This is a genomic window from Rheinheimera sp. 1928-s (genome assembly GCF_029269265.1).
Lineage (GTDB): Bacteria > Pseudomonadota > Gammaproteobacteria > Enterobacterales > Alteromonadaceae > Pararheinheimera.
In genome coordinates this window covers 242,998-259,723 of record NZ_JARIXP010000003.1, presented here as the reverse complement: position 1 = coordinate 259,723, position 16,726 = coordinate 242,998, and the positions used below count along the sequence as shown (strand labels likewise).

The following is a 16,726-nucleotide window of genomic DNA, read 5'->3' as shown; positions in this document are numbered from 1 at the left end:
TGAGCTGACAGGTCGGATAGCTAAGTCTGACAAGGTGGCCAGTGCACAACTGGCCGTTGTTTATAAAAATAACCTGATTAGGCTGTTTCAGCCCTGAACTCAGAAGGAACACACACAACATGACTGATAGAGTTGCATCCACCGAACAGACAGCAAGCAAGACCTGGTATCTGGGAATAGACGGTGGGGGCAGCCATTGCCGCGTGATGTTGCAGGACGATGCCGGCCTTTTACTTGGCGAGGGTCTTGGCGGACCAGCCAATCCTGTTTACGGTACAGAACAAGCTATCCAGTCTATTCTCGCTGCAACTGATCAAGCCTTGTTACAGGCGGGCTTGACTCCTGCGGAAAAAAACCAACTGATTGTTGGAGCTGGCCTGGCTGGTTTACATTTACCCTCGATGCAACAGGCGATGCAGCAGTGGCAACATCCGTTTAAAGCCTTGTACCTGACCACAGATTTACACGTAGCCGCAACAGGAGCCCATCAGGGGCTGGATGGGGCAGTGATTATTCTGGGGACTGGTTTTAGCTCTTTAGCTGCCCATCAGGGCCAACTCACCCAAATTGGCGGTTATGGTTTTCCGATAAATGCGACCTGCAGCGGAGCATGGTTTGGCCTTGAAGCGGTGAAAGCCGTATTACTTGATGCTGATGGCGTAGGTTTGCCCACCAAGCTAACTTCTATTTTGCTAAAAGATAAAACGGCCACAGCATTAGCAGAGCAGTATATCAACGCATCTGCCACTGATTATGCCAAGCTGGCACCACTGGTGTTTGAGCTGGCCGATCTGGGCGATAAAGTGTGTTTGTCTTTTATTCAGCATGGCGCTGCTTTTATCAATCAGCTGATCCGCAAACTTCTGAGCACTCAGGTGTCCTGCGTGTCGATGATAGGGAGTATCTCTGAACGTATTAAGCCCTGGTTGGATCCGCAATTGTCGGTCTGTATCACTCCTGCTTTCTCTTCACCCGAGCAAGGCGCCATTTTATTTGCCAGACAGTCGCATCAGGCGGCGCTGCGTGTTGCTAAGGAAAACTAATGCGCTCAAGACGTGATTTTCTGAAATTATCTGCACTCTTAGGTATGGCAGGCCTGACAAAAGCAACACCAGCTTTTGCGGCAGCTAAAAAACAACCCGAAGCCATAGTGGTTTCTACCTGGGAACATGGTTTGGCTGCCAATGAAGCCGCCTGGCAAGTACTGGCCAAAGGTGGACGGGCTTTGGATGCGGTGGAAACCGGAGTGCGGGTGCCTGAAGCCGACCCTAAAGTGCGGACTGTAGGTTATGGCGGTTATCCGGATCGGGACGGAATAGTCACACTGGATGCCTGCATTATGGACGAGCATATGAACTGCGGTTCAGTGGCCTTTCTGCAGAATATTAAACACCCGATTTCGGTAGCCCGGCTGGTGATGGAAAAAACACCTCACGTGATGCTGGTCGGCGAAGGCGCAAAACAGTTTGCATTGCAGCAGGGTTTTAAAGAAGAAAATCTGCTGACCGCTGAATCTGAAGCCGACTGGAAAGCCTGGTTAAAAGATCAAAAAATTCAGCAAATTAATATCGAAAATCACGACACCATTGGCATGCTGGCGATGGACGCTGCCGGCAATTTAAGTGGCGCTTGTACCACCAGTGGTGCTGCGTACAAAATGCATGGCCGGGTCGGCGATTCGCCACTGATTGGCGCTGGTTTGTATGTGGATAATGATATTGGTGCCGCTACGGCCACAGGCATGGGCGAACTGATGATCAAAACAGTCGGTAGCCATCTGGTGGTCGAACTGATGCGTCAGGGCGCGAGTCCTGAAGAAGCCTGCAAACAGGCGGTACTGCGTATTGCCCAAAAACTGGGGGATTATGCGCAGTTTCAGGTTGGCTTTCTTGCGTTAAATAAGCAGGGCCAGTATGGCGCTTATGGCATTCAGCCTGGCTTTAATTATGCGGTACAAACCAAAGCGGGTAGCACGCTGATTGATGGCAAAAGCCTGCTCGGAGCCAAAGCCTGATGTGGCGCTCTGTCAGGCAGAATACGCAGGAAGTTTTAGCATGACGCAGCTGGAAATCTGTATTAACGCCGACGACCTGCAGCAACTGGACGCCAATGTCGACGCTGCATTGCAAGGCGGTGCCAGCCGTATTGAGCTCTGCGCTGATATGCAGCAACAAGGCATGACGCCAACAGTGCTGGCTATGCAAAAAGCGCGTCAGGCTTTTGCAACTGTCCCCGGCTTACTGGTCATGGTGAGGTTTCGCAAAGACGATCAAATTCAGACTAAAACTGAGTTGGCGGCTATGCAGCAAGCTATTAGTCAGGCCGCAGACTCAGGGGCTAATGGTGTAGTGCTGGGGGCATTAAATGCACAGCGATGCCTGGATTTAGCTTCGCTGGAACTGCTGGTGAGTCAGGCTAAAAAGCTGGGGCTGCAGGTGACGTTTCACCGGGCTTTTGATGCTATTGCGGAGCAGCAGCAGGCGCTGGAACAACTGATCGATGTTGGGGTCGACAGAGTGCTGAGTGCTGGTACTTTATGGGGCAGCGATTTAGGTGTGATGCATGGCCTTGAGCGTTTACAGCAATTAAAAATTCAGGCCGCAGGCCGTATTGAACTGGTGGTGGGTGGAGGCGTTCACTCCGGCAATCTGGCCAGAATAGTGGATAGCTTAAAACCAGCAGACAAACTCTGGTCCGTGCACAGTTATTCAGCCGTGCTTAGTCAGGGCAAGGTAGACCCGCAAAAAGTGGCCGCTATGCTCCGGCTTTGCCGCTAACAGTGCAGTGATCCGACTGGTTTAACCCAGTGGCATATCCGGGTAGCTGGTTTTGCTTTCCATGCCCAACAGGTTTTGCATCAACTGGCGTTGCTGGGCCAGCAATTCACCATTTTTCTGATTTAACTGTTGGCAGAGTTCAGTGTGGCGCTGCACTTTGTCGAGCAGTTGTTGACTGGCATCGCGGATTTTTTCCGGCAGTATCGACAGTAAACGGTCGAAGCCCTGGCTGGTAGGTTGGAGTTGTAAAGACGCCATGGCGCTGTGACGCTCTGTTGCATTTTGCTGCAGCAGTTCCAATAACACTGAAGCTTGTTGATTCAGTTGTTCCAGCTCAGCACTTTTGCGCAAATTCATCAGCACATATTGTTTTTGCAATAGCGGGCTCAGTTGCAGCAAGAGTTCAGCGTCCTGTTGCAGTGTACTGATGATTTGTCTCAGCGCTGTCTGATTCATTTTTTATGAAAATCCAGCATAGCCTGAGCTAACACATCATCATCCAGTTGCAATGAACCTTCAGCCAGCGCCAGTTTAATTTTGGCCACTTTTTCTGGATCTACTTCACTTTGTTGCTGCAACTGTTCAAACGCTTGCTGCACTGCTTGGGTGGTGCTGCTGATCGAGGCTTGAGCTTCAGTGGCCGGAACCACTACTGTTGTGGTTTTACTCTGACTGCTCTGGCCTTGCTGATCGGTTTTGATCAGGGGCTGAACCTGACTGTATTGATCAATTTTTACCATGATAGTTACCTGGTTACCCGGATAATGATCCGAAATTCTGCTGTTACCTTTGTTAAGCGACAGCTTCTGAAAGAAACTTTAATGTGATTTAAAAATACTTTGTACTGTCGCTTCAGCCACTACATCGGCTTCCAGCACTATGCCAGAACTTAAATTTTGTACTTTAATGCGCTGACCCAACTGACCGTCTTCCAAAGCCACTCCTTTGGTACTGGCTTCAAAGCCTTCCGCTTGCACCCGGATCAGTACATGGCTGCCTTTTTCGACTAACAGTTTGTGTTCCAGCAGATGGCGGCTGATCACTTGCCCGGCCTGAATTCGGCGTTTGGTCTGCATGCCGATTAAAGCGGCAACTTTCAGCTCCACACTGAGTTTGGATTGGCTGAGTTCAGTCAGGCGGGTGCCCAGCATAGCGTCCGTTAACAGTTGGTTTTTTTCAATCGCCTGATTGGCTACTACCACAGGCAACCAGATTCTGACCCTGGCTGTAGCACGGCTTTGCCAGCTGGGTTTATCTTTGCAATTCAGGCTGTAACTGACACGACCCCAGGGCGCTTTTTGGCTGTTACTGCGGCTGATAACCAGTTGGTTACAGCGGCCTTGTTTGTCCAGACCTCCAGGCAAAGTGAGTTCCACTTCTTGTTTGATTTTGCCCTCTGCACCGAGCTGGCGCGCGAAACTTTGCACTTCAGCGCTGATATGGGAGCGGATCTGTTGCTCCAGTGCTGTGGTGGCAAAAGTGCTGGCCGGGAAACACAACAGGAGGAAAAATAACCACTTCCGTAGCGGAAGTAAGGCTTCCGCTCTTGGTGCTTCTTTTGCAATGGTATTAGTGTAAGTCATTAAATTTAATAGCCTTTTAATGATGGCATAAAGCTTGTACTTCCCACCTCACTACTGCTGCATTCACAGGGCACTCAGATGGAATTTTTTAACAAAGCTTTAGGTGTACATCCGTTTTCACTGCAACTTCGCCTCGACAGAGCCGAGATTATCTCAGGCAATCTGGCCAATGTCGACACACCGGGTTTTAAGGCGAGGGATTTGGATTACCAAAGCATTTTGCAAAATATCGAATCCGATTTAACCAGCCCTTATGGCGCCAGTATGAACTCAGCTGATGTGCGGGCTGAACTGAAATACCGCATGCCGTTTCAGCCTTCAGCCGATGGCAATACAGCCGAGTTGAGTGTGGAACAGGCAAACTTTGCTGCCAACAGTATGGATTTTCAAACCAGCCTGACTTTTCTGAATATGAAGATCAGCGGCTTACACAAAGCCATTAAGGGAGAATAAGCATGTCTTTTTCCGCTATTTATGACATAGGCGGCAGTGCGATGCGGGCTCAGGTGATGCGTCTGGATACTGTCGCTTCTAACCTTGCTAACGCAGACACAGCAGCGTCCAGTGAGGCTGAAGCTTACCGCGCTACCAAGCCGGTGTTCTCCGCTTTATACACTCAGGATTTTGATAACAGATCCATGTCGGCTCAGGTGCAAACTTTAGGTGTGGTGAAATCAGACCGTACTGTAGAGCAACGGTATGAGCCGAACAGCCCTATCGCCAATGCAGATGGCATGGTGTTTTATTCTAACGTCAATCCTGTGGCTGAAATGGCTGACATGATGTCTGCTTCCCGTGCTTTCCAGACCTCTGTGGAAGTGATGAACCGGGTCTCCAGCATGCAGCAAAGTTTGCTGAAGCTGGGCCAATAAGGAATTGACTATGTCTGCCGTAGATAACAACTCACCCATACGTAATACAGCGCAAAGCGACCAAATCGCCAGCAATGGCAAAACTGATGCTGCAGGTTTATCCAGTATGTTTCTGGAGCTTTTGGTGGCACAAATCAGCCACCAAAACCCGCTAAATCCGATGGATGGCACTCAGTACGTCAGCCAGTTGGCGGAATTCAGCAGTGTGGAAAGTTTAGAAAACCTGAATATCCAATCCGGTCAGCAAATTAAATATATGCAAAGTATGCAGGCGATGGAAGCCACCAGTCTGGTCGGCCAGAAAGTGGATGTCAAAGCCGATACGCTGTCGCTGGAGCAACCAGACAAAGTGGAAGGTGCCATTAACCTCGGTGCCAAAGTAGACAGTGTGGTGGTGCGTTTGTATGACAGCAAAGGCGCTTTGGCTGATGAGATTACCTTAGACAACCCAGCTATTGGCACAGTACGTTTTGCCTTCCCGCAGCAAGACGCAGGTGCTTACACAGTACAGGCTGAAGTGCAGCTCAATACCACCAAACAACAAGTGCCGACTTATCTGACCAACGAAGTGGAACGGGTGTCCGTAGGGACTGGCCCGGATGACATTATCTTGCAAGTCAACGGCTTAGGTAATCATTACCTTTTTGATATCAACCAGTTGTCTAAAACAACTCAGAGTTAAGGAACCGCATAATGTCGATGTTTAGTATTGGCCTGAGTGGCTTAAGTTCGACCCAGAAAGCACTGGAAGTGACATCAAACAATATTGCCAACGCCGGTACTGCAGGCTACAAAACCACCAGCACAGAATTCTCTGCTTTATACAGCGGCGGTCAGCGCAGTGGTGTCAATGTGTCCGCCACCAGTGAAAACTTTGAAAAAGCAGGCAATCTGGTGGGTACAGGCCAAAGCCTGGATTTAGCCATCACAGGCAAAGGTTTTTTTATCATCTCTGAAAATGGTCGTCTGGCGTACACCCAGGCAGGTCAGTTTAAAATGGACGGCAGTGATCGCGGCATTGTCACCAATAATGGCGATAAATTGCAGGGTTACGGCATTGATGATCAGGGCAATCTGGTTCCTGGTATTTTAACGGACCTGAAAATTGAGGCAGGTAATATTCCGGCCAAAGCCACGACAAATATTAACTTTTCACTGAACCTGAATTCTGGCACTGATGTGATTAATCACAAACAGACTTATGCAACTTTGCCCGCAATTCCCCCTACTGCTACGCAGTCTTTTGATCCAAAAGATGGTTCTTCCTTTAATTATTCTCAGTCCAGTGAAGTGTTTGACTCCTTAGGCAACAGCCATACTTTGACCCAGTATTTTAATCATGCTGGTGGCAATCAATGGGATATTGTCTATTACATGGATGGCAAGCCTATGCTGGCTGCTGATCTGGGTTTACCTGAAAACACAGACGTGACCACTTTGACTTCAGCGCTGGATGATACTGGTGCTGTAGTGCATAACGTTGGCGTAGTGCGTATGAGCTTTGGCACTGATGGTCAACTTGCTCCGCTAGTCACACCAGCCACTGCTCCGGCTGAAGATAACAATGTCGCTGATCCTGCCGGATTAAGAGAAATTACCCTTGCCTTTAACCCAACGGGTGCTGATGGCATGTCGATCAAACTGGATTTAGTCAAAACCACTCAGTTTGGTTCTGCTTTTGGTTTGTATCAAAACAAAGCCGATGGTTATACCTCAGGTGAATTCAGTGGTGTGGCTGTGGCAGAAGACGGCGGCGTTTACGCTACCTTCTCTAACGGTGAAGTGAAATTGCAGGGCCAGATAGCGCTGGCTAACTTCGCCAATCCACAAGGCTTAGAAACCGCCAATAATACCACCTGGTATGCCAGTCAAAAATCAGGTGAAGCTTTAATAGGTACTCCTGCTGCCGGTAGTTTTGGTGCCATTCTGGCCGGCTCATATATGGGCTCGAATGTGGATATCAGCAAACAGTTGGTTGATTTGATGTCTTTCCAGCAAAGCTATCAGGCCAATGCCAAAACCATCAGTACTGCAGATGAAATGATGCAGGTTCTGTTTAACGCAGTGTAAGGAGCTAAAGCATGGAACGTTTGATCCACACTGCAGTTTCCGGCGCTGAATTAGCCCAAACCGCACTTCGTATTACGGCGAATAACCTGGCGAACGTCAATACAGTTGGCTTTAAAGCCGATATGGAGCAAGCCAAATCACTGCAAATCATGGGTGAAGGCTACCGCACCCGTTTTCAGGCGCAGTTGATGCCTGTTGTGACGGATCTGCAAGCCGGAGCCATGATGGAAACCGGCCGTGATTTGGATGTGGCGGTCAGCGACAAAGGGTTTATTGCGGTACAGGACGCCAATGGCAATGAAGCTTATACCCGTTCCGGCGAGTTGCAGGTGGGTGCGAATGGCGAGTTGACGGTTAATGGTTTTGCTGTGGTAGGTGGCGAAGCTGCTATTCAGTTGCCTGAATTTGGCGATATTGATATCAGCGCTGATGGCACCTTAAACCTGCTGCCTGTTGGCGGCGGTGTGATTGAACAGCAGGAACGTATCAAGCTGGTCGATGCTGACAATGTGGTGATGGTGAAAGGCGCTGATGGTTTATTCCGGGCTGTCGATGGTGAGCCTTTGGATCAGGCCGAAAATATCAGTTTACGCTCAGGCGTACTGGAAGGCTCCAACGTCAATGCCGTCGAAGAGATGGTCAGTACTATGAATATCAGTCGTCAATTTGAGCTCAATCTGAAGATGATGAAAACAGCAGACGAACTGGCTGTATCCGGCAACAAACTGATTAGCGGTTAACAGGACAACAACAATGAATTCAGCTTTATGGGTCAGTAAAACAGGTTTAGCAGCGCAGGATATGCGCATGACCACTATTTCCAACAACCTGGCGAACGTCAACACAGTCGGCTTTAAAAAAGACCGTGTGGTGTTTGAAGATTTGTTTTATCAGGTGCAGCGTCAACCAGGAACACAAGCGGATGAACTGAATCAGGTGCCTTCTGGCATTCAGGTCGGTACTGGTGTGCGGGTAAACGGCACTCAGAAAATTTTCACCGAAGGCAGCGCTGAAACCACAGGCAACCAGCTGGATGTTGCCATTGATGGTCAGGGCTTTTTTCAGATTGAAAATACAGACGGTGAATTGCTGTATTCGCGCAACGGCCAGTTTCATCTGAACTCAGATGGCTTAATTACCAATGGCAATGGCTTGCCGCTGGCGCAAAACCTTGCGATCCCGCCGGATGCGACCAAGGTCACTATTGGCACAGACGGCACTGTGACGGCAAAAATTGCTGGTCAGGATGAAGTGCAGGAGCTGGGGCAAATTTTAACTGTTAACTTCGTTAATCCGGCTGGTCTCGAAGTGCTGGGCGGCAATTTGTATCGCGCTACCGCAGCCTCTGGCGAAGCTGTTGAGGGTATACCGGGTGAAGAAGCTCTGGGCAAGTTGCAGCAATACACACTGGAAGGTTCCAACGTCAGTGTGGTTGATGAAATGGTCAATATGATTGCCGTACAGCGGGCTTATGAAATGAACGCCAAAGTAGTGACTGCCGCCGACGATATGCTGAACTTTATCAGCCAAAGCATGTAAGGAGCTGACTATGCTGCGTTTTCTTCTGGTATTTGTGCTGTTTAGCCTGGCCTCTTGCAGCACTAAACCTGACAGTCCTTTGGCAGATGATGCTGACTGGGAACGTGGCGCAGCTAATCCTATGGTGAGCCAGCAAGCCGAACCTGCCAGCGCGGGCAGCTTGTATGCTGACTCTTATATGTTCACTTTATTTGAAGACAAAAGAGCCTACAGAGTTGGCGATATTCTGACTGTCGAGCTGAACGAGCGGACCCAGTCCAGTAAAAGTGCCGACAGTGCAGTAGACCGCAACACCAACATCAATATGGGTGTGCCTTTACTTGGCAACGCTACCGTATCTGATTTAGCTATGCAGCTGAGAAATGGTCAGAACTATGAAGGCGAAAGCAGTGCCAGTCAGCAGAACTTCTTACGAGGCGCTATCACAGTGCGGGTGACTGAAGTGTTACCTAATGGCTCTTTAACCATTCGGGGCGAGAAGTGGATCAAGTTGAATCAGGGGGATGAGTATATTCGCCTGCAAGGCATAGTGCGGCCCGATGATATTGATGTCACCAACCGTATTTCGTCGCAGCGTATTGCTGATGCGCGTATTACCTATGCCGGCAAAGGCAGCATGGCCGATGCGGCTGAACCTGGCTGGATCACCAAGCTGTTTTCTTCTTACCTGAACTTATTCTGACGGGTGACTTATGCGTTTTTTTTGTTTGATTTTACCTCTGGTGTTGTTGCTGTTAAGCCAACAAAGTCAGGCTGCGGCACGGCCTTTATTGGATATAGTGGATATTCAGGGCGTTCGGGAAAATCAGTTAGTTGGCTACGGTTTAGTGGTGGGCTTACCCGGTTCAGGTGACAAAGCCCAGATCAAATTTGCCGCCCAGTCGCTGAATAATATGTTGAAGCAATTTGGCGTACAGCTGGACGAAGCCTCTTTACCTAAATCGAAAAACGTCGCTGCGGTGGCAGTGCAGGCCACCCTGCCGCCTATGGCCAGCCCGGGCCAGGCGATAGATGTGACTATTATGTCGCTGGGCGATGCTAAAAGTTTACATGGTGGCAGTCTGATGCTGACACCTTTACGGGGTGTAGACGGTAAAGTGTATGCGCTGGCGCAAGGTAACTTAGTGGTGGGTGGTATTAAGGCCGAAGGCTTAAATGGCTCCTCAGTCACAGTCAACGTGCCAACAGCCGGCATTATTCCTGGTGGCGCTATTATTGAGCGCAGCATTGAAAATCTGCAGCAGGACGGCGATTTAGTATTGAACCTGAAAAAGCCCAATTACAAAACCGCCCGCAATGTAGTGACTGCTATTAACGATATGTTTGGTCCTTCGGTGGCGCGGGCAGAAAACTGGTCAAAACTGGTGATCAGTGCTCCTAAAGATGCCGATAACCGCACTACTTTTATGGCCATGTTGCAGGATCTAACAGTCGAAGAAGGCTCACAGCGACCTCGGGTGGTGTTTAACAGCAGAACTGGCACTGTGGTGATCAGCAATGAAGTGCGGGTGAAACGTGCAGCCGTCAGTCATGGCAGTTTAACTATTACTATCAGTGAGCAGGAAGGGGCCAGCCAGCCTATGCCATTCAGTCGGGGCGAAACTTTGCCGCTGCAAAACAGCAGTGTGGATGTCACTCAGCAAAACGCCAATATGATGGTCTGGCCTGAAGGCACATCGCTCGACACTATAGTGCAGGCGGTCAATAGCCTGGGCGCAACACCTACCGAGCTGATGTCTATTTTATTGGCGTTGGATAATGCCGGGGCACTGGATGCTGATGTGGTGGTGATTTAACAATGAAGATAGATACAATGAGTCAGAAATTGGCCTTTGACCCTCAGTTTGGCCTGCAAATTGATAAAAATCAGTCACAAAGCGAGTCTTTGCAGCAAGTTGCTGAACAGTTTGAAACCTTATTTTTGCAAATGGTGCTGAAGAATATGCGTTCAGCCAGTGATGCACTGACGGGTGATGAAGGCATGTTCAGCAGCAATGAACAACTGATGTTCCGTGATATGTACGACAGTCAGATGGCACAGTCTATGGCCAGCAACAGCAAAAGTGGTTTGGCTGAACAGATAGTGCGGCAATTTTCGGGCACAACAGAAAATGCTGAAAATAAATTTAAGCCAGAGGCTAATTCTGTCGCTGAGTCTTTATATCAGGATTATGGTGCCCCGGCTTTAACTCAGCCGCTTCAGGTGCCTGTACGTCAGAGCGAGTCAACTGAATGAGTATGCTATCGAACGGAGTCTCAGGACTCAACGCCGCCAACGCCGGACTACATGCCGTCAGCCAGAACGTGTCGAACGCTGCTGTGAAAGGTTATAGCCGTCAGACCGTAGTGTTACAAACCAATGATGGTGCACTGAATGGCGTCAAAGTAACCAAGTTTGAACGTGTGGTGGATAACTTCCTCAATGCAGATATCTGGCGTACTCAGTCGGATTTAAATTACTACGAAAGTTATCAGGATTATCTTGGTTACCTCGAAGAAGTGCTGGGTACCGACTCGCTGAATCTGAATGACGCAGTGGCTGAATTGAATTCGGCCTTTAATGCTGCTTTGTCTGCACCTGAATCACCAGCCTATCGTCAGCAAGTTATCTCTTCCGCTAATGCCATGGTGCAGGATTTACAGCAACTGGATGGTGCTTTAACAGGCCAGGTCCGTAAGCTTGAGTTTGAACTGGAAGCTGTGACGGAAAATACCAACTCTGTGCTGCAGGAGCTGGCGGAGTTAAATCAGAAAATCACCAAAGAAATTGCTTTAGGCCATGATGCTTCGACTTTACTGGATGCGCGTGAGCAAGCGGTCAATCGTTTATCTGCTTATATTCAGGTTGAAGTGATGCCGGAAGACAATGGCAGCATGACCATTTCGGCCTTAAACGGTGCGCCTTTAGTGATGTCTGGTAAAGCGGCAGTCTTGTCTGTGGCTGGAACAGAAGTGACATCGACCTTTAATAATCAGCAATTTTCAATTTCAGGGTCGGCCGGGGGTAGTTTAGGTGGCTTGTTGCGGGTTAAATCTGAAGTACTGGACCCGGCCCGCACTGAATTAAATAATCTGGTCACGAACATTGCCGACAAGGTCAATGGCGCTTTGGTTATGGGTTTTGATTTAAACGATGATCCGGGTGTGCCTTTGTTTACCTATAACGCTGCTGATCCTTTGGGCAGCATTTTGGTGAATCCAGCGATGACGCAGGACAAACTGGCTTTTCGGGGCAATGTCGCCGGAGCGCCAGCAGGGGGTATAGGGGACAACAGCAACCTAGTGAATGTGATCGATTCAATGAAAGGTGTGGCCTCAGGTTATGACAGCCTGATTGGTAAACTGGCGATTCAGAGTAAACAAGTGCAAGCCAGTGTGAAAACCTCGCAGGTATTGAATGATAAAGCTGTCGCATCCCGCGAAAGCATCAGTGGTGTCAATCGTGATGAAGAAGCCGCCAACCTTATGTATTACCAGCAATTGTATGAAGCCAATGCCAAGGTGATCAGCACGGCCGGGCAGATGTTTGACACCCTGATGATGATGTTCTGAGGAGAATAAAATGCGGATAAGCAGCAGCCAGTACCATGAGACGGCAATACGGAACATTCAAACCAGCAGTGCAAAATACAGCCAGTTGTCGGTGCAGATGGCCACCAATGAACGTATCACCAAACCTTCGGACGACCCATTGGGCAGCGTTTTAGTGTTACGGTTGGATTCTGAGCTGACCTCGCTGGAGCAGTACGGCAAAAATATGGAATTGGTGACTTACAGTTTAAGTCAGCAGGAAACTCAGTTAAGCAGTATCAATAACTTGCTGTTGTCCGTGCAGTCTTTAGTCACAGCCGCAGCTGATGGCTCTTATGGTGAAGATGAACTGAAAGCTATGGCGAATGAGCTGGCGGTGCTGATGCCTGGTATTGCAGATCTGCTGAACGCAAAAGACGGCAATGGCAATTATTTGTTTGCTGGCAGTGAAATTGACCAGCCGCCTTTTATTCAGGATGGCACTGGTCAATACATTTATCAGGGTGATGCTATGGTTCGTAAAGTAGCAGTCTCATCTAATACGCTGGTTGATGCCAATATAGTGGGTAGCGATCTGGTGCCTGGTGCTACTTTTCTGAATGATTTGCAGGACTATGTGGCCTTGTTGCAAGCTCCACCAGCCGCAGGTGCTGGTGCCGAGTCGCGCGCTATGTTGGATAAGCTCAGCACTATGCTGGGCAATACCACCTCTGCTATCACCAAAATAGGCGGTATTGTCAGTTCACTGGAAACACTGGAGTTTACGAATACCGACATAGCTCTGTTTACTGAAAACCTGCGGGACGACTTAACAGCTGTGCATTACCCTTCCGCTTACATTGAAATGAACAATGCTTTGGCGTCTTATGAATCCACTTTAAAAGTCTATAGCTCAGTGTCAAAACTGAGTTTATTCAGTCAACTCTAAGTTGGGATTTACGCCATGTTGATCGATAGCCTGAAACAACTGACCAGTAATGTCGCGGCGCTGAACACTGCGGGCAAAGCTGCTAAAACTCAGGTTGTCGAAACAGAACCCACAAAAGCAGGCTCCAGTCGCGGTGGTTCCTTACAACAGCAGCTTGAGACTTTAAGCCGCTGGAGTGTCAGTGCTGACGTGTCACGCCAACTGGCAAAAAATCAACAGGCTGAACAGCAAATTCGTCAGTTGTATCAGCAACTTGATCAGTTAAAAAAACAGCTGGATTTACCGCAGTCTGGCGGGCAAAAACAGCAAATAAGTCAGCAATTGCAGCAACTGGAAAACCAGTTAAAGCAAAAAAATACGGCTTTGACTGCCGATTTTCTGCTCAGCAGTCAGCCCCAAGGTCAGCATCAGTGGCAACTGAACAGCAAAATCGATCTGTTAAGCCCTCGCAAACAACCCGAGATACTCAGTATTGGTTTGGCTGACGGTCAGAAAATTCAATTGAGTTTTCCGGCAGGACAGTCAGCTGATGCTAACCTCGCCATGATGCAGCAGGAATTTGCCAAACATCAGATTGAACTGAAACAACAAGGCCCTGTGCTGATCTTCAGTGCCGCTGCTGGCCAGAGTCATCTTTTGAGTCAGCCCTGGCAAATGCAGGGCGAAGGTATTCGTATTGCCGCTGGTAATCCGGTGCAGGTTCGCTTGCAAAAACCTGAAGGTCAGTTGACTGTATTGGCACAGCAAGCGCAGCAGATGGAAAACCAGCAGGCTTATCAGGCACAGCTGACACAAGTACAGCAGAAACTGCAGCAGATGTTGCGACAAGTACAGTCTGAGCGTCAGGTGCTGGTGGCTAAACTGAACGCGTTGCGGATGGCCGACAGTCAGCAAAGTGAACAACAGGTTTCTGTAGTCAGCCAGGAGCTGAAAGTGCAAATGCAGCAAGGTGCGGCTTCCTCTTTATCTGCCATTATGGCGCAAGGCAATGTCACCCGCAGTTTAGTTGAGTTTGCTTTAGCTGATTGATACACAATTCTTTCCTGTAGTTGGGCGCTGCGCTGGTAACGGTTCAGCGCCATTTTTTTACCTTGAAAAATTATTTTGAAAAAAAATTTCAGTTCCTGCTTTCAGGGGTCGCTTAATAGTTTTGAGCAACATGCATAGGAGCAAACTCAAATGGCTTTATCAATTCAATCGAACGCAGCTGCAACCACAATCCGTAACCAGTTAAACCGTACTAACGATGGTTTGTCTGTAGCTTTAGAGCGTTTAGGTACAGGTTTCCGTATTAACTCTGCAAAAGACGATGCAGCCGGTTTACAAATTGCCAGCCGTCTGAACTCTCAGTTAGTGGGTCAGGAAACTGCCATCAACAACGCGAACAACGCTAACTCTATGCTGCAAACAGCTGAAGGTGCGTTTGATGAGATGACCAACATCGCTTACCGTATGAAAGAACTGGCTACTCAGGCAGCCAACGGTACTAACTCAGAAGCTGAATATGCTGCTTTTGATTCTGAATACACTGCATTAAAAGAAGAGTTGGCCAACATTATGGACAACACAGCTTTTGGTAGCGGTACTAAATTATTTGACGCTACAGACGGTAAATTTATCGCTGCTGTAGAATTCCATATCGGCGCATCTTCAGCTGAAACTCTGGAAGTTGATATTACTGCTGAACTGACTGATGTACAGGCCAGCGTCGATACTGATTTATTAAATCTGGCGTTCGATACTGACTCAGCTACTTCTCAGGCCAATGCCCGTACTGAAATCGATACTATCAATACCTTCTTAGACAACATAGGTGCTGCACGTTCTAAGCTGGGTGCCAGCATGAACCGTTTAGACCACACCATCAACAACTTGTCTAACATGACTGAAAACACTGGTGCTGCAAAGAACCAGCTGATGGATGCTGATTTCGCTAAAGAAACTTCTAACATGACTAAACAGCAATTGTTACTGAACTCAGGTATTTCTGTACTGAGCACAGCGAACACCACCACTCAGATGGTCAGTCAGCTGTTACGTTAATCGAGCCCGGGGCGAAGGATTGCTCCAACCGCGCCCCACTAAGTTTCGGCTTAGTGGGGTTTTTCCCGAATTGAATTTAGCAGGAAAGCGTTATGGCATATTCCAGTATAGATCCCGCTTATCTGGCTCAGCAGTACACTCAAATTGAGCGCTCGAGCAAAGATAACGTGTTAAACGCGCAGCAGAACCGGTTCTCCACTTTGCTTTCTTCTTATAAAAAACTGGAAACATCGCTGAGCAGTATGCAGGACCTGCTAAAAAGCTTTACGAAAGACAAAGAATTATTAGCGAACACAGCCAGTACTAACCTGGATACTGTGTTAGGCGTCACCGTAGGCAGTGATGCGGTAGCGGGCGATTATGAAATTTTTGTCCAGCAGATAGCCCAGAATCATCAGATGTCCATGGCCTTTAACAGCACTGATACCTTGCCAGCTGATGGTCAATTTCAACTGACGGTTGCAGGCGAGTCTTTTTCTGTTGATTTATCCACTTTATCTCCAGGTGCCGGCTTAACTGGCCTGGCCACAGCCATTAATAAAGCCGAAGATAACAGCGGCGTGCAGGCCACTGTAGTGCGCAGCGGCGCTCAGTCTTATCTGGTATTGACCAGCAAAGATTCAGGTGCAGCCAATGCGATCAGTATGAATTTTGTGCCTGGCGCTGATACTTCAGGTGCTGATATCTCTGCTGCTGTTGCGGGTGCTACTCAGTTAAAAGCGGCGCAGGATGCGATAGTCAAGGTAGGCGCTGAAAATGCGATCACAGTCACCTCGGCCAGCAACAAACTGGAAGATGTGATAGCAGGCGTAACCATTGATTTGAAAAAAGCACAGTTGGGCACCGATCAGCCAGTGCAGATTAAGGTGGAACAAGATCCAAAAGCTGTCGAAGAAAAACTGAAAAAGTTTGTCGATGGCTACAATGCGCTGGTCAAGCAAATCAGTTCTGACTCCAGCTTAAACTCAGACACTATGGCGCGTAGCATCAGTAGTCAGCTGCGCCAGTCATTTCAGAAACTGTACGAAGGAACTACCTTAAGCAGTGTCGGCATTGAGTTTGACCGGAATGGTGTTTTATCTGTAGACAGTAAAAAGCTGGAAAAAGCCTTAGCGGATAACCCCACCAAAATTGAAGCTATGTTGGTAGGAGATTCAGGTTTATTCAGTGGCTTACAAACCTCATTAGAACCTTTTACCAAGCGTGCCGGTATGATGAAAAGTAAGCAGCAAACTATTCAGGCCAGTCTGGATATGGTGACGGAAAAACAAAAACGGCACGATTATTCCATGGATATGGTGTACAAACGCTATGTGGCGCAGTTCACGCAAATGCAGGTGACCATGGCGCAGCTGGAAAGCTCAATGTCGCAGTTTTAAGAGG

20 protein-coding genes are annotated in these 16,726 nt (G+C 48.5%); 17 read left to right on the top strand and 3 right to left on the bottom strand.

Annotated features, from left to right (window positions below; all coding sequences use genetic code 11):
• Positions 1–119: 119 nt before the first annotated feature.
• From P3C17_RS08920 to P3C17_RS08910, 3 genes are read left to right on the top strand one after another with little or no spacing between them, the layout of a single operon-like run.
• The gene (locus P3C17_RS08920; protein ID WP_300929101.1) at positions 120–1,043 is read left to right on the top strand and encodes a BadF/BadG/BcrA/BcrD ATPase family protein; all 924 of its coding nucleotides are present in this window, start codon (positions 120–122) and stop codon (positions 1,041–1,043) included.
• Positions 1,043–2,014, top strand: coding sequence for a N(4)-(beta-N-acetylglucosaminyl)-L-asparaginase (locus P3C17_RS08915; RefSeq protein WP_300929100.1), 972 nt, complete (start codon positions 1,043–1,045; stop codon positions 2,012–2,014). The genes P3C17_RS08920 and P3C17_RS08915 overlap by 1 nt, the downstream gene beginning before the upstream one ends.
• Before the next feature lie 40 nt (positions 2,015–2,054).
• On the top strand, positions 2,055–2,777 hold the full coding sequence (locus P3C17_RS08910; RefSeq protein WP_300929099.1) for a copper homeostasis protein CutC: 723 nt from the start codon (positions 2,055–2,057) through the stop codon (positions 2,775–2,777).
• A gap of 21 nt (positions 2,778–2,798) precedes the next feature.
• On the opposite strand, the gene flgN is transcribed toward P3C17_RS08910, so the two are convergent.
• The 3 genes from flgN to flgA form a co-directional block, all read right to left on the bottom strand.
• Positions 2,799–3,233: a flagellar export chaperone FlgN gene (flgN, locus tag P3C17_RS08905; protein ID WP_300929098.1), complete on the bottom strand. Its 435-nt coding sequence runs from the start codon at positions 3,231–3,233 to the stop codon at positions 2,799–2,801.
• Positions 3,230–3,517, bottom strand: a complete 288-nt coding sequence (flgM, locus tag P3C17_RS08900; RefSeq protein ID WP_300929097.1) for a flagellar biosynthesis anti-sigma factor FlgM — start codon at positions 3,515–3,517, stop codon at positions 3,230–3,232. Before flgM ends, flgN begins: the two co-directional genes overlap by 4 nt.
• 78 nt (positions 3,518–3,595) lie before the next feature.
• Complete coding sequence (gene flgA / locus P3C17_RS08895) at positions 3,596–4,360, bottom strand: flagellar basal body P-ring formation chaperone FlgA (protein WP_300929096.1); 765 nt, start codon at positions 4,358–4,360, stop codon at positions 3,596–3,598.
• A gap of 78 nt (positions 4,361–4,438) precedes the next feature.
• On the opposite strand from flgA, the gene flgB reads away from it, so the two are divergent.
• From flgB to fliD, 14 genes are all read left to right on the top strand, one after another.
• Positions 4,439–4,813 carry a flagellar basal body rod protein FlgB gene (gene flgB, locus P3C17_RS08890; protein WP_300929095.1) on the top strand — a complete coding sequence of 125 codons (375 nt, stop codon included), beginning with the start codon at positions 4,439–4,441 and terminating at the stop codon, positions 4,811–4,813.
• A gap of 2 nt (positions 4,814–4,815) precedes the next feature.
• Entirely contained in the window at positions 4,816–5,232 is a 417-nt protein-coding gene (flgC, locus tag P3C17_RS08885; protein ID WP_233009027.1) for a flagellar basal body rod protein FlgC, read from the top strand.
• 10 nt (positions 5,233–5,242) lie between these two features.
• Positions 5,243–5,914 (top strand): flagellar hook capping FlgD N-terminal domain-containing protein, encoded by a 672-nt coding sequence (locus P3C17_RS08880; protein ID WP_300929094.1) that lies wholly within the window; start codon positions 5,243–5,245, stop codon positions 5,912–5,914.
• An 11-nt stretch (positions 5,915–5,925) separates the two neighbouring features.
• Complete coding sequence (locus P3C17_RS08875; RefSeq protein ID WP_300929093.1) at positions 5,926–7,302, top strand: flagellar hook-basal body complex protein; 1,377 nt, start codon at positions 5,926–5,928, stop codon at positions 7,300–7,302.
• A gap of 11 nt (positions 7,303–7,313) precedes the next feature.
• Positions 7,314–8,042 carry a flagellar basal body rod protein FlgF gene (locus P3C17_RS08870; protein ID WP_300929092.1) on the top strand — a complete coding sequence of 243 codons (729 nt, stop codon included), beginning with the start codon at positions 7,314–7,316 and terminating at the stop codon, positions 8,040–8,042.
• Between the two features lie 13 nt (positions 8,043–8,055).
• The gene (flgG, locus tag P3C17_RS08865) at positions 8,056–8,841 is read left to right on the top strand and encodes a flagellar basal-body rod protein FlgG (protein WP_300929091.1); all 786 of its coding nucleotides are present in this window, start codon (positions 8,056–8,058) and stop codon (positions 8,839–8,841) included.
• A gap of 10 nt (positions 8,842–8,851) precedes the next feature.
• Positions 8,852–9,523, top strand: a complete 672-nt coding sequence (gene flgH / locus P3C17_RS08860) for a flagellar basal body L-ring protein FlgH (protein ID WP_300929090.1) — start codon at positions 8,852–8,854, stop codon at positions 9,521–9,523.
• Positions 9,524–9,533: 10 nt separating this feature from the next.
• Positions 9,534–10,637: a flagellar basal body P-ring protein FlgI gene (locus tag P3C17_RS08855; RefSeq protein ID WP_300929089.1), complete on the top strand. Its 1,104-nt coding sequence runs from the start codon at positions 9,534–9,536 to the stop codon at positions 10,635–10,637.
• Between the two features lie 17 nt (positions 10,638–10,654).
• On the top strand, positions 10,655–11,077 hold the full coding sequence (locus P3C17_RS08850) for a rod-binding protein (protein WP_300929088.1): 423 nt from the start codon (positions 10,655–10,657) through the stop codon (positions 11,075–11,077).
• 2 nt (positions 11,078–11,079) lie between these two features.
• Positions 11,080–12,393: a flagellar hook-associated protein FlgK gene (gene flgK, locus P3C17_RS08845; RefSeq protein WP_300929087.1), complete on the top strand. Its 1,314-nt coding sequence runs from the start codon at positions 11,080–11,082 to the stop codon at positions 12,391–12,393.
• Between the two features lie 10 nt (positions 12,394–12,403).
• The gene (gene flgL, locus P3C17_RS08840) at positions 12,404–13,300 is read left to right on the top strand and encodes a flagellar hook-associated protein FlgL (RefSeq protein ID WP_300929086.1); all 897 of its coding nucleotides are present in this window, start codon (positions 12,404–12,406) and stop codon (positions 13,298–13,300) included.
• A 15-nt stretch (positions 13,301–13,315) separates the two neighbouring features.
• Positions 13,316–14,329: a hypothetical protein gene (locus tag P3C17_RS08835; protein ID WP_300929085.1), complete on the top strand. Its 1,014-nt coding sequence runs from the start codon at positions 13,316–13,318 to the stop codon at positions 14,327–14,329.
• Between the two features lie 150 nt (positions 14,330–14,479).
• A complete protein-coding gene (locus tag P3C17_RS08830) occupies positions 14,480–15,343 on the top strand; it encodes a flagellin (RefSeq protein ID WP_300929084.1) in 864 nt (287 codons plus the stop codon).
• Positions 15,344–15,435: 92 nt separating this feature from the next.
• Positions 15,436–16,722 (top strand): flagellar filament capping protein FliD, encoded by a 1,287-nt coding sequence (fliD, locus tag P3C17_RS08825; RefSeq protein ID WP_300929083.1) that lies wholly within the window; start codon positions 15,436–15,438, stop codon positions 16,720–16,722.
• Positions 16,723–16,726: the final 4 nt, after the last annotated feature.

Bases quoted from the DNA above. Each gene is read 5' to 3' on its own strand.
- P3C17_RS08920 (WP_300929101.1), top strand. From the start codon at position 120: ATGACTGATAGAGTTGCATCCACCGAACAGACAGCAAGCAAGACCTGG.
- P3C17_RS08915 (WP_300929100.1), top strand. From the start codon at position 1,043: ATGCGCTCAAGACGTGATTTTCTGAAATTATCTGCACTCTTAGGTATG.
- P3C17_RS08910 (WP_300929099.1), top strand. From the start codon at position 2,055: ATGACGCAGCTGGAAATCTGTATTAACGCCGACGACCTGCAGCAACTG.
- flgN (WP_300929098.1), bottom strand. From the start codon at position 3,233: ATGAATCAGACAGCGCTGAGACAAATCATCAGTACACTGCAACAGGAC.
- flgM (WP_300929097.1), bottom strand. From the start codon at position 3,517: ATGGTAAAAATTGATCAATACAGTCAGGTTCAGCCCCTGATCAAAACC.
- flgA (WP_300929096.1), bottom strand. From the start codon at position 4,360: ATGACTTACACTAATACCATTGCAAAAGAAGCACCAAGAGCGGAAGCC.
- flgB (WP_300929095.1), top strand. From the start codon at position 4,439: ATGGAATTTTTTAACAAAGCTTTAGGTGTACATCCGTTTTCACTGCAA.
- flgC (WP_233009027.1), top strand. From the start codon at position 4,816: ATGTCTTTTTCCGCTATTTATGACATAGGCGGCAGTGCGATGCGGGCT.
- P3C17_RS08880 (WP_300929094.1), top strand. From the start codon at position 5,243: ATGTCTGCCGTAGATAACAACTCACCCATACGTAATACAGCGCAAAGC.
- P3C17_RS08875 (WP_300929093.1), top strand. From the start codon at position 5,926: ATGTCGATGTTTAGTATTGGCCTGAGTGGCTTAAGTTCGACCCAGAAA.
- P3C17_RS08870 (WP_300929092.1), top strand. From the start codon at position 7,314: ATGGAACGTTTGATCCACACTGCAGTTTCCGGCGCTGAATTAGCCCAA.
- flgG (WP_300929091.1), top strand. From the start codon at position 8,056: ATGAATTCAGCTTTATGGGTCAGTAAAACAGGTTTAGCAGCGCAGGAT.
- flgH (WP_300929090.1), top strand. From the start codon at position 8,852: ATGCTGCGTTTTCTTCTGGTATTTGTGCTGTTTAGCCTGGCCTCTTGC.
- P3C17_RS08855 (WP_300929089.1), top strand. From the start codon at position 9,534: ATGCGTTTTTTTTGTTTGATTTTACCTCTGGTGTTGTTGCTGTTAAGC.
- P3C17_RS08850 (WP_300929088.1), top strand. From the start codon at position 10,655: ATGAGTCAGAAATTGGCCTTTGACCCTCAGTTTGGCCTGCAAATTGAT.
- flgK (WP_300929087.1), top strand. From the start codon at position 11,080: ATGCTATCGAACGGAGTCTCAGGACTCAACGCCGCCAACGCCGGACTA.
- flgL (WP_300929086.1), top strand. From the start codon at position 12,404: ATGCGGATAAGCAGCAGCCAGTACCATGAGACGGCAATACGGAACATT.
- P3C17_RS08835 (WP_300929085.1), top strand. From the start codon at position 13,316: ATGTTGATCGATAGCCTGAAACAACTGACCAGTAATGTCGCGGCGCTG.
- P3C17_RS08830 (WP_300929084.1), top strand. From the start codon at position 14,480: ATGGCTTTATCAATTCAATCGAACGCAGCTGCAACCACAATCCGTAAC.
- fliD (WP_300929083.1), top strand. From the start codon at position 15,436: ATGGCATATTCCAGTATAGATCCCGCTTATCTGGCTCAGCAGTACACT.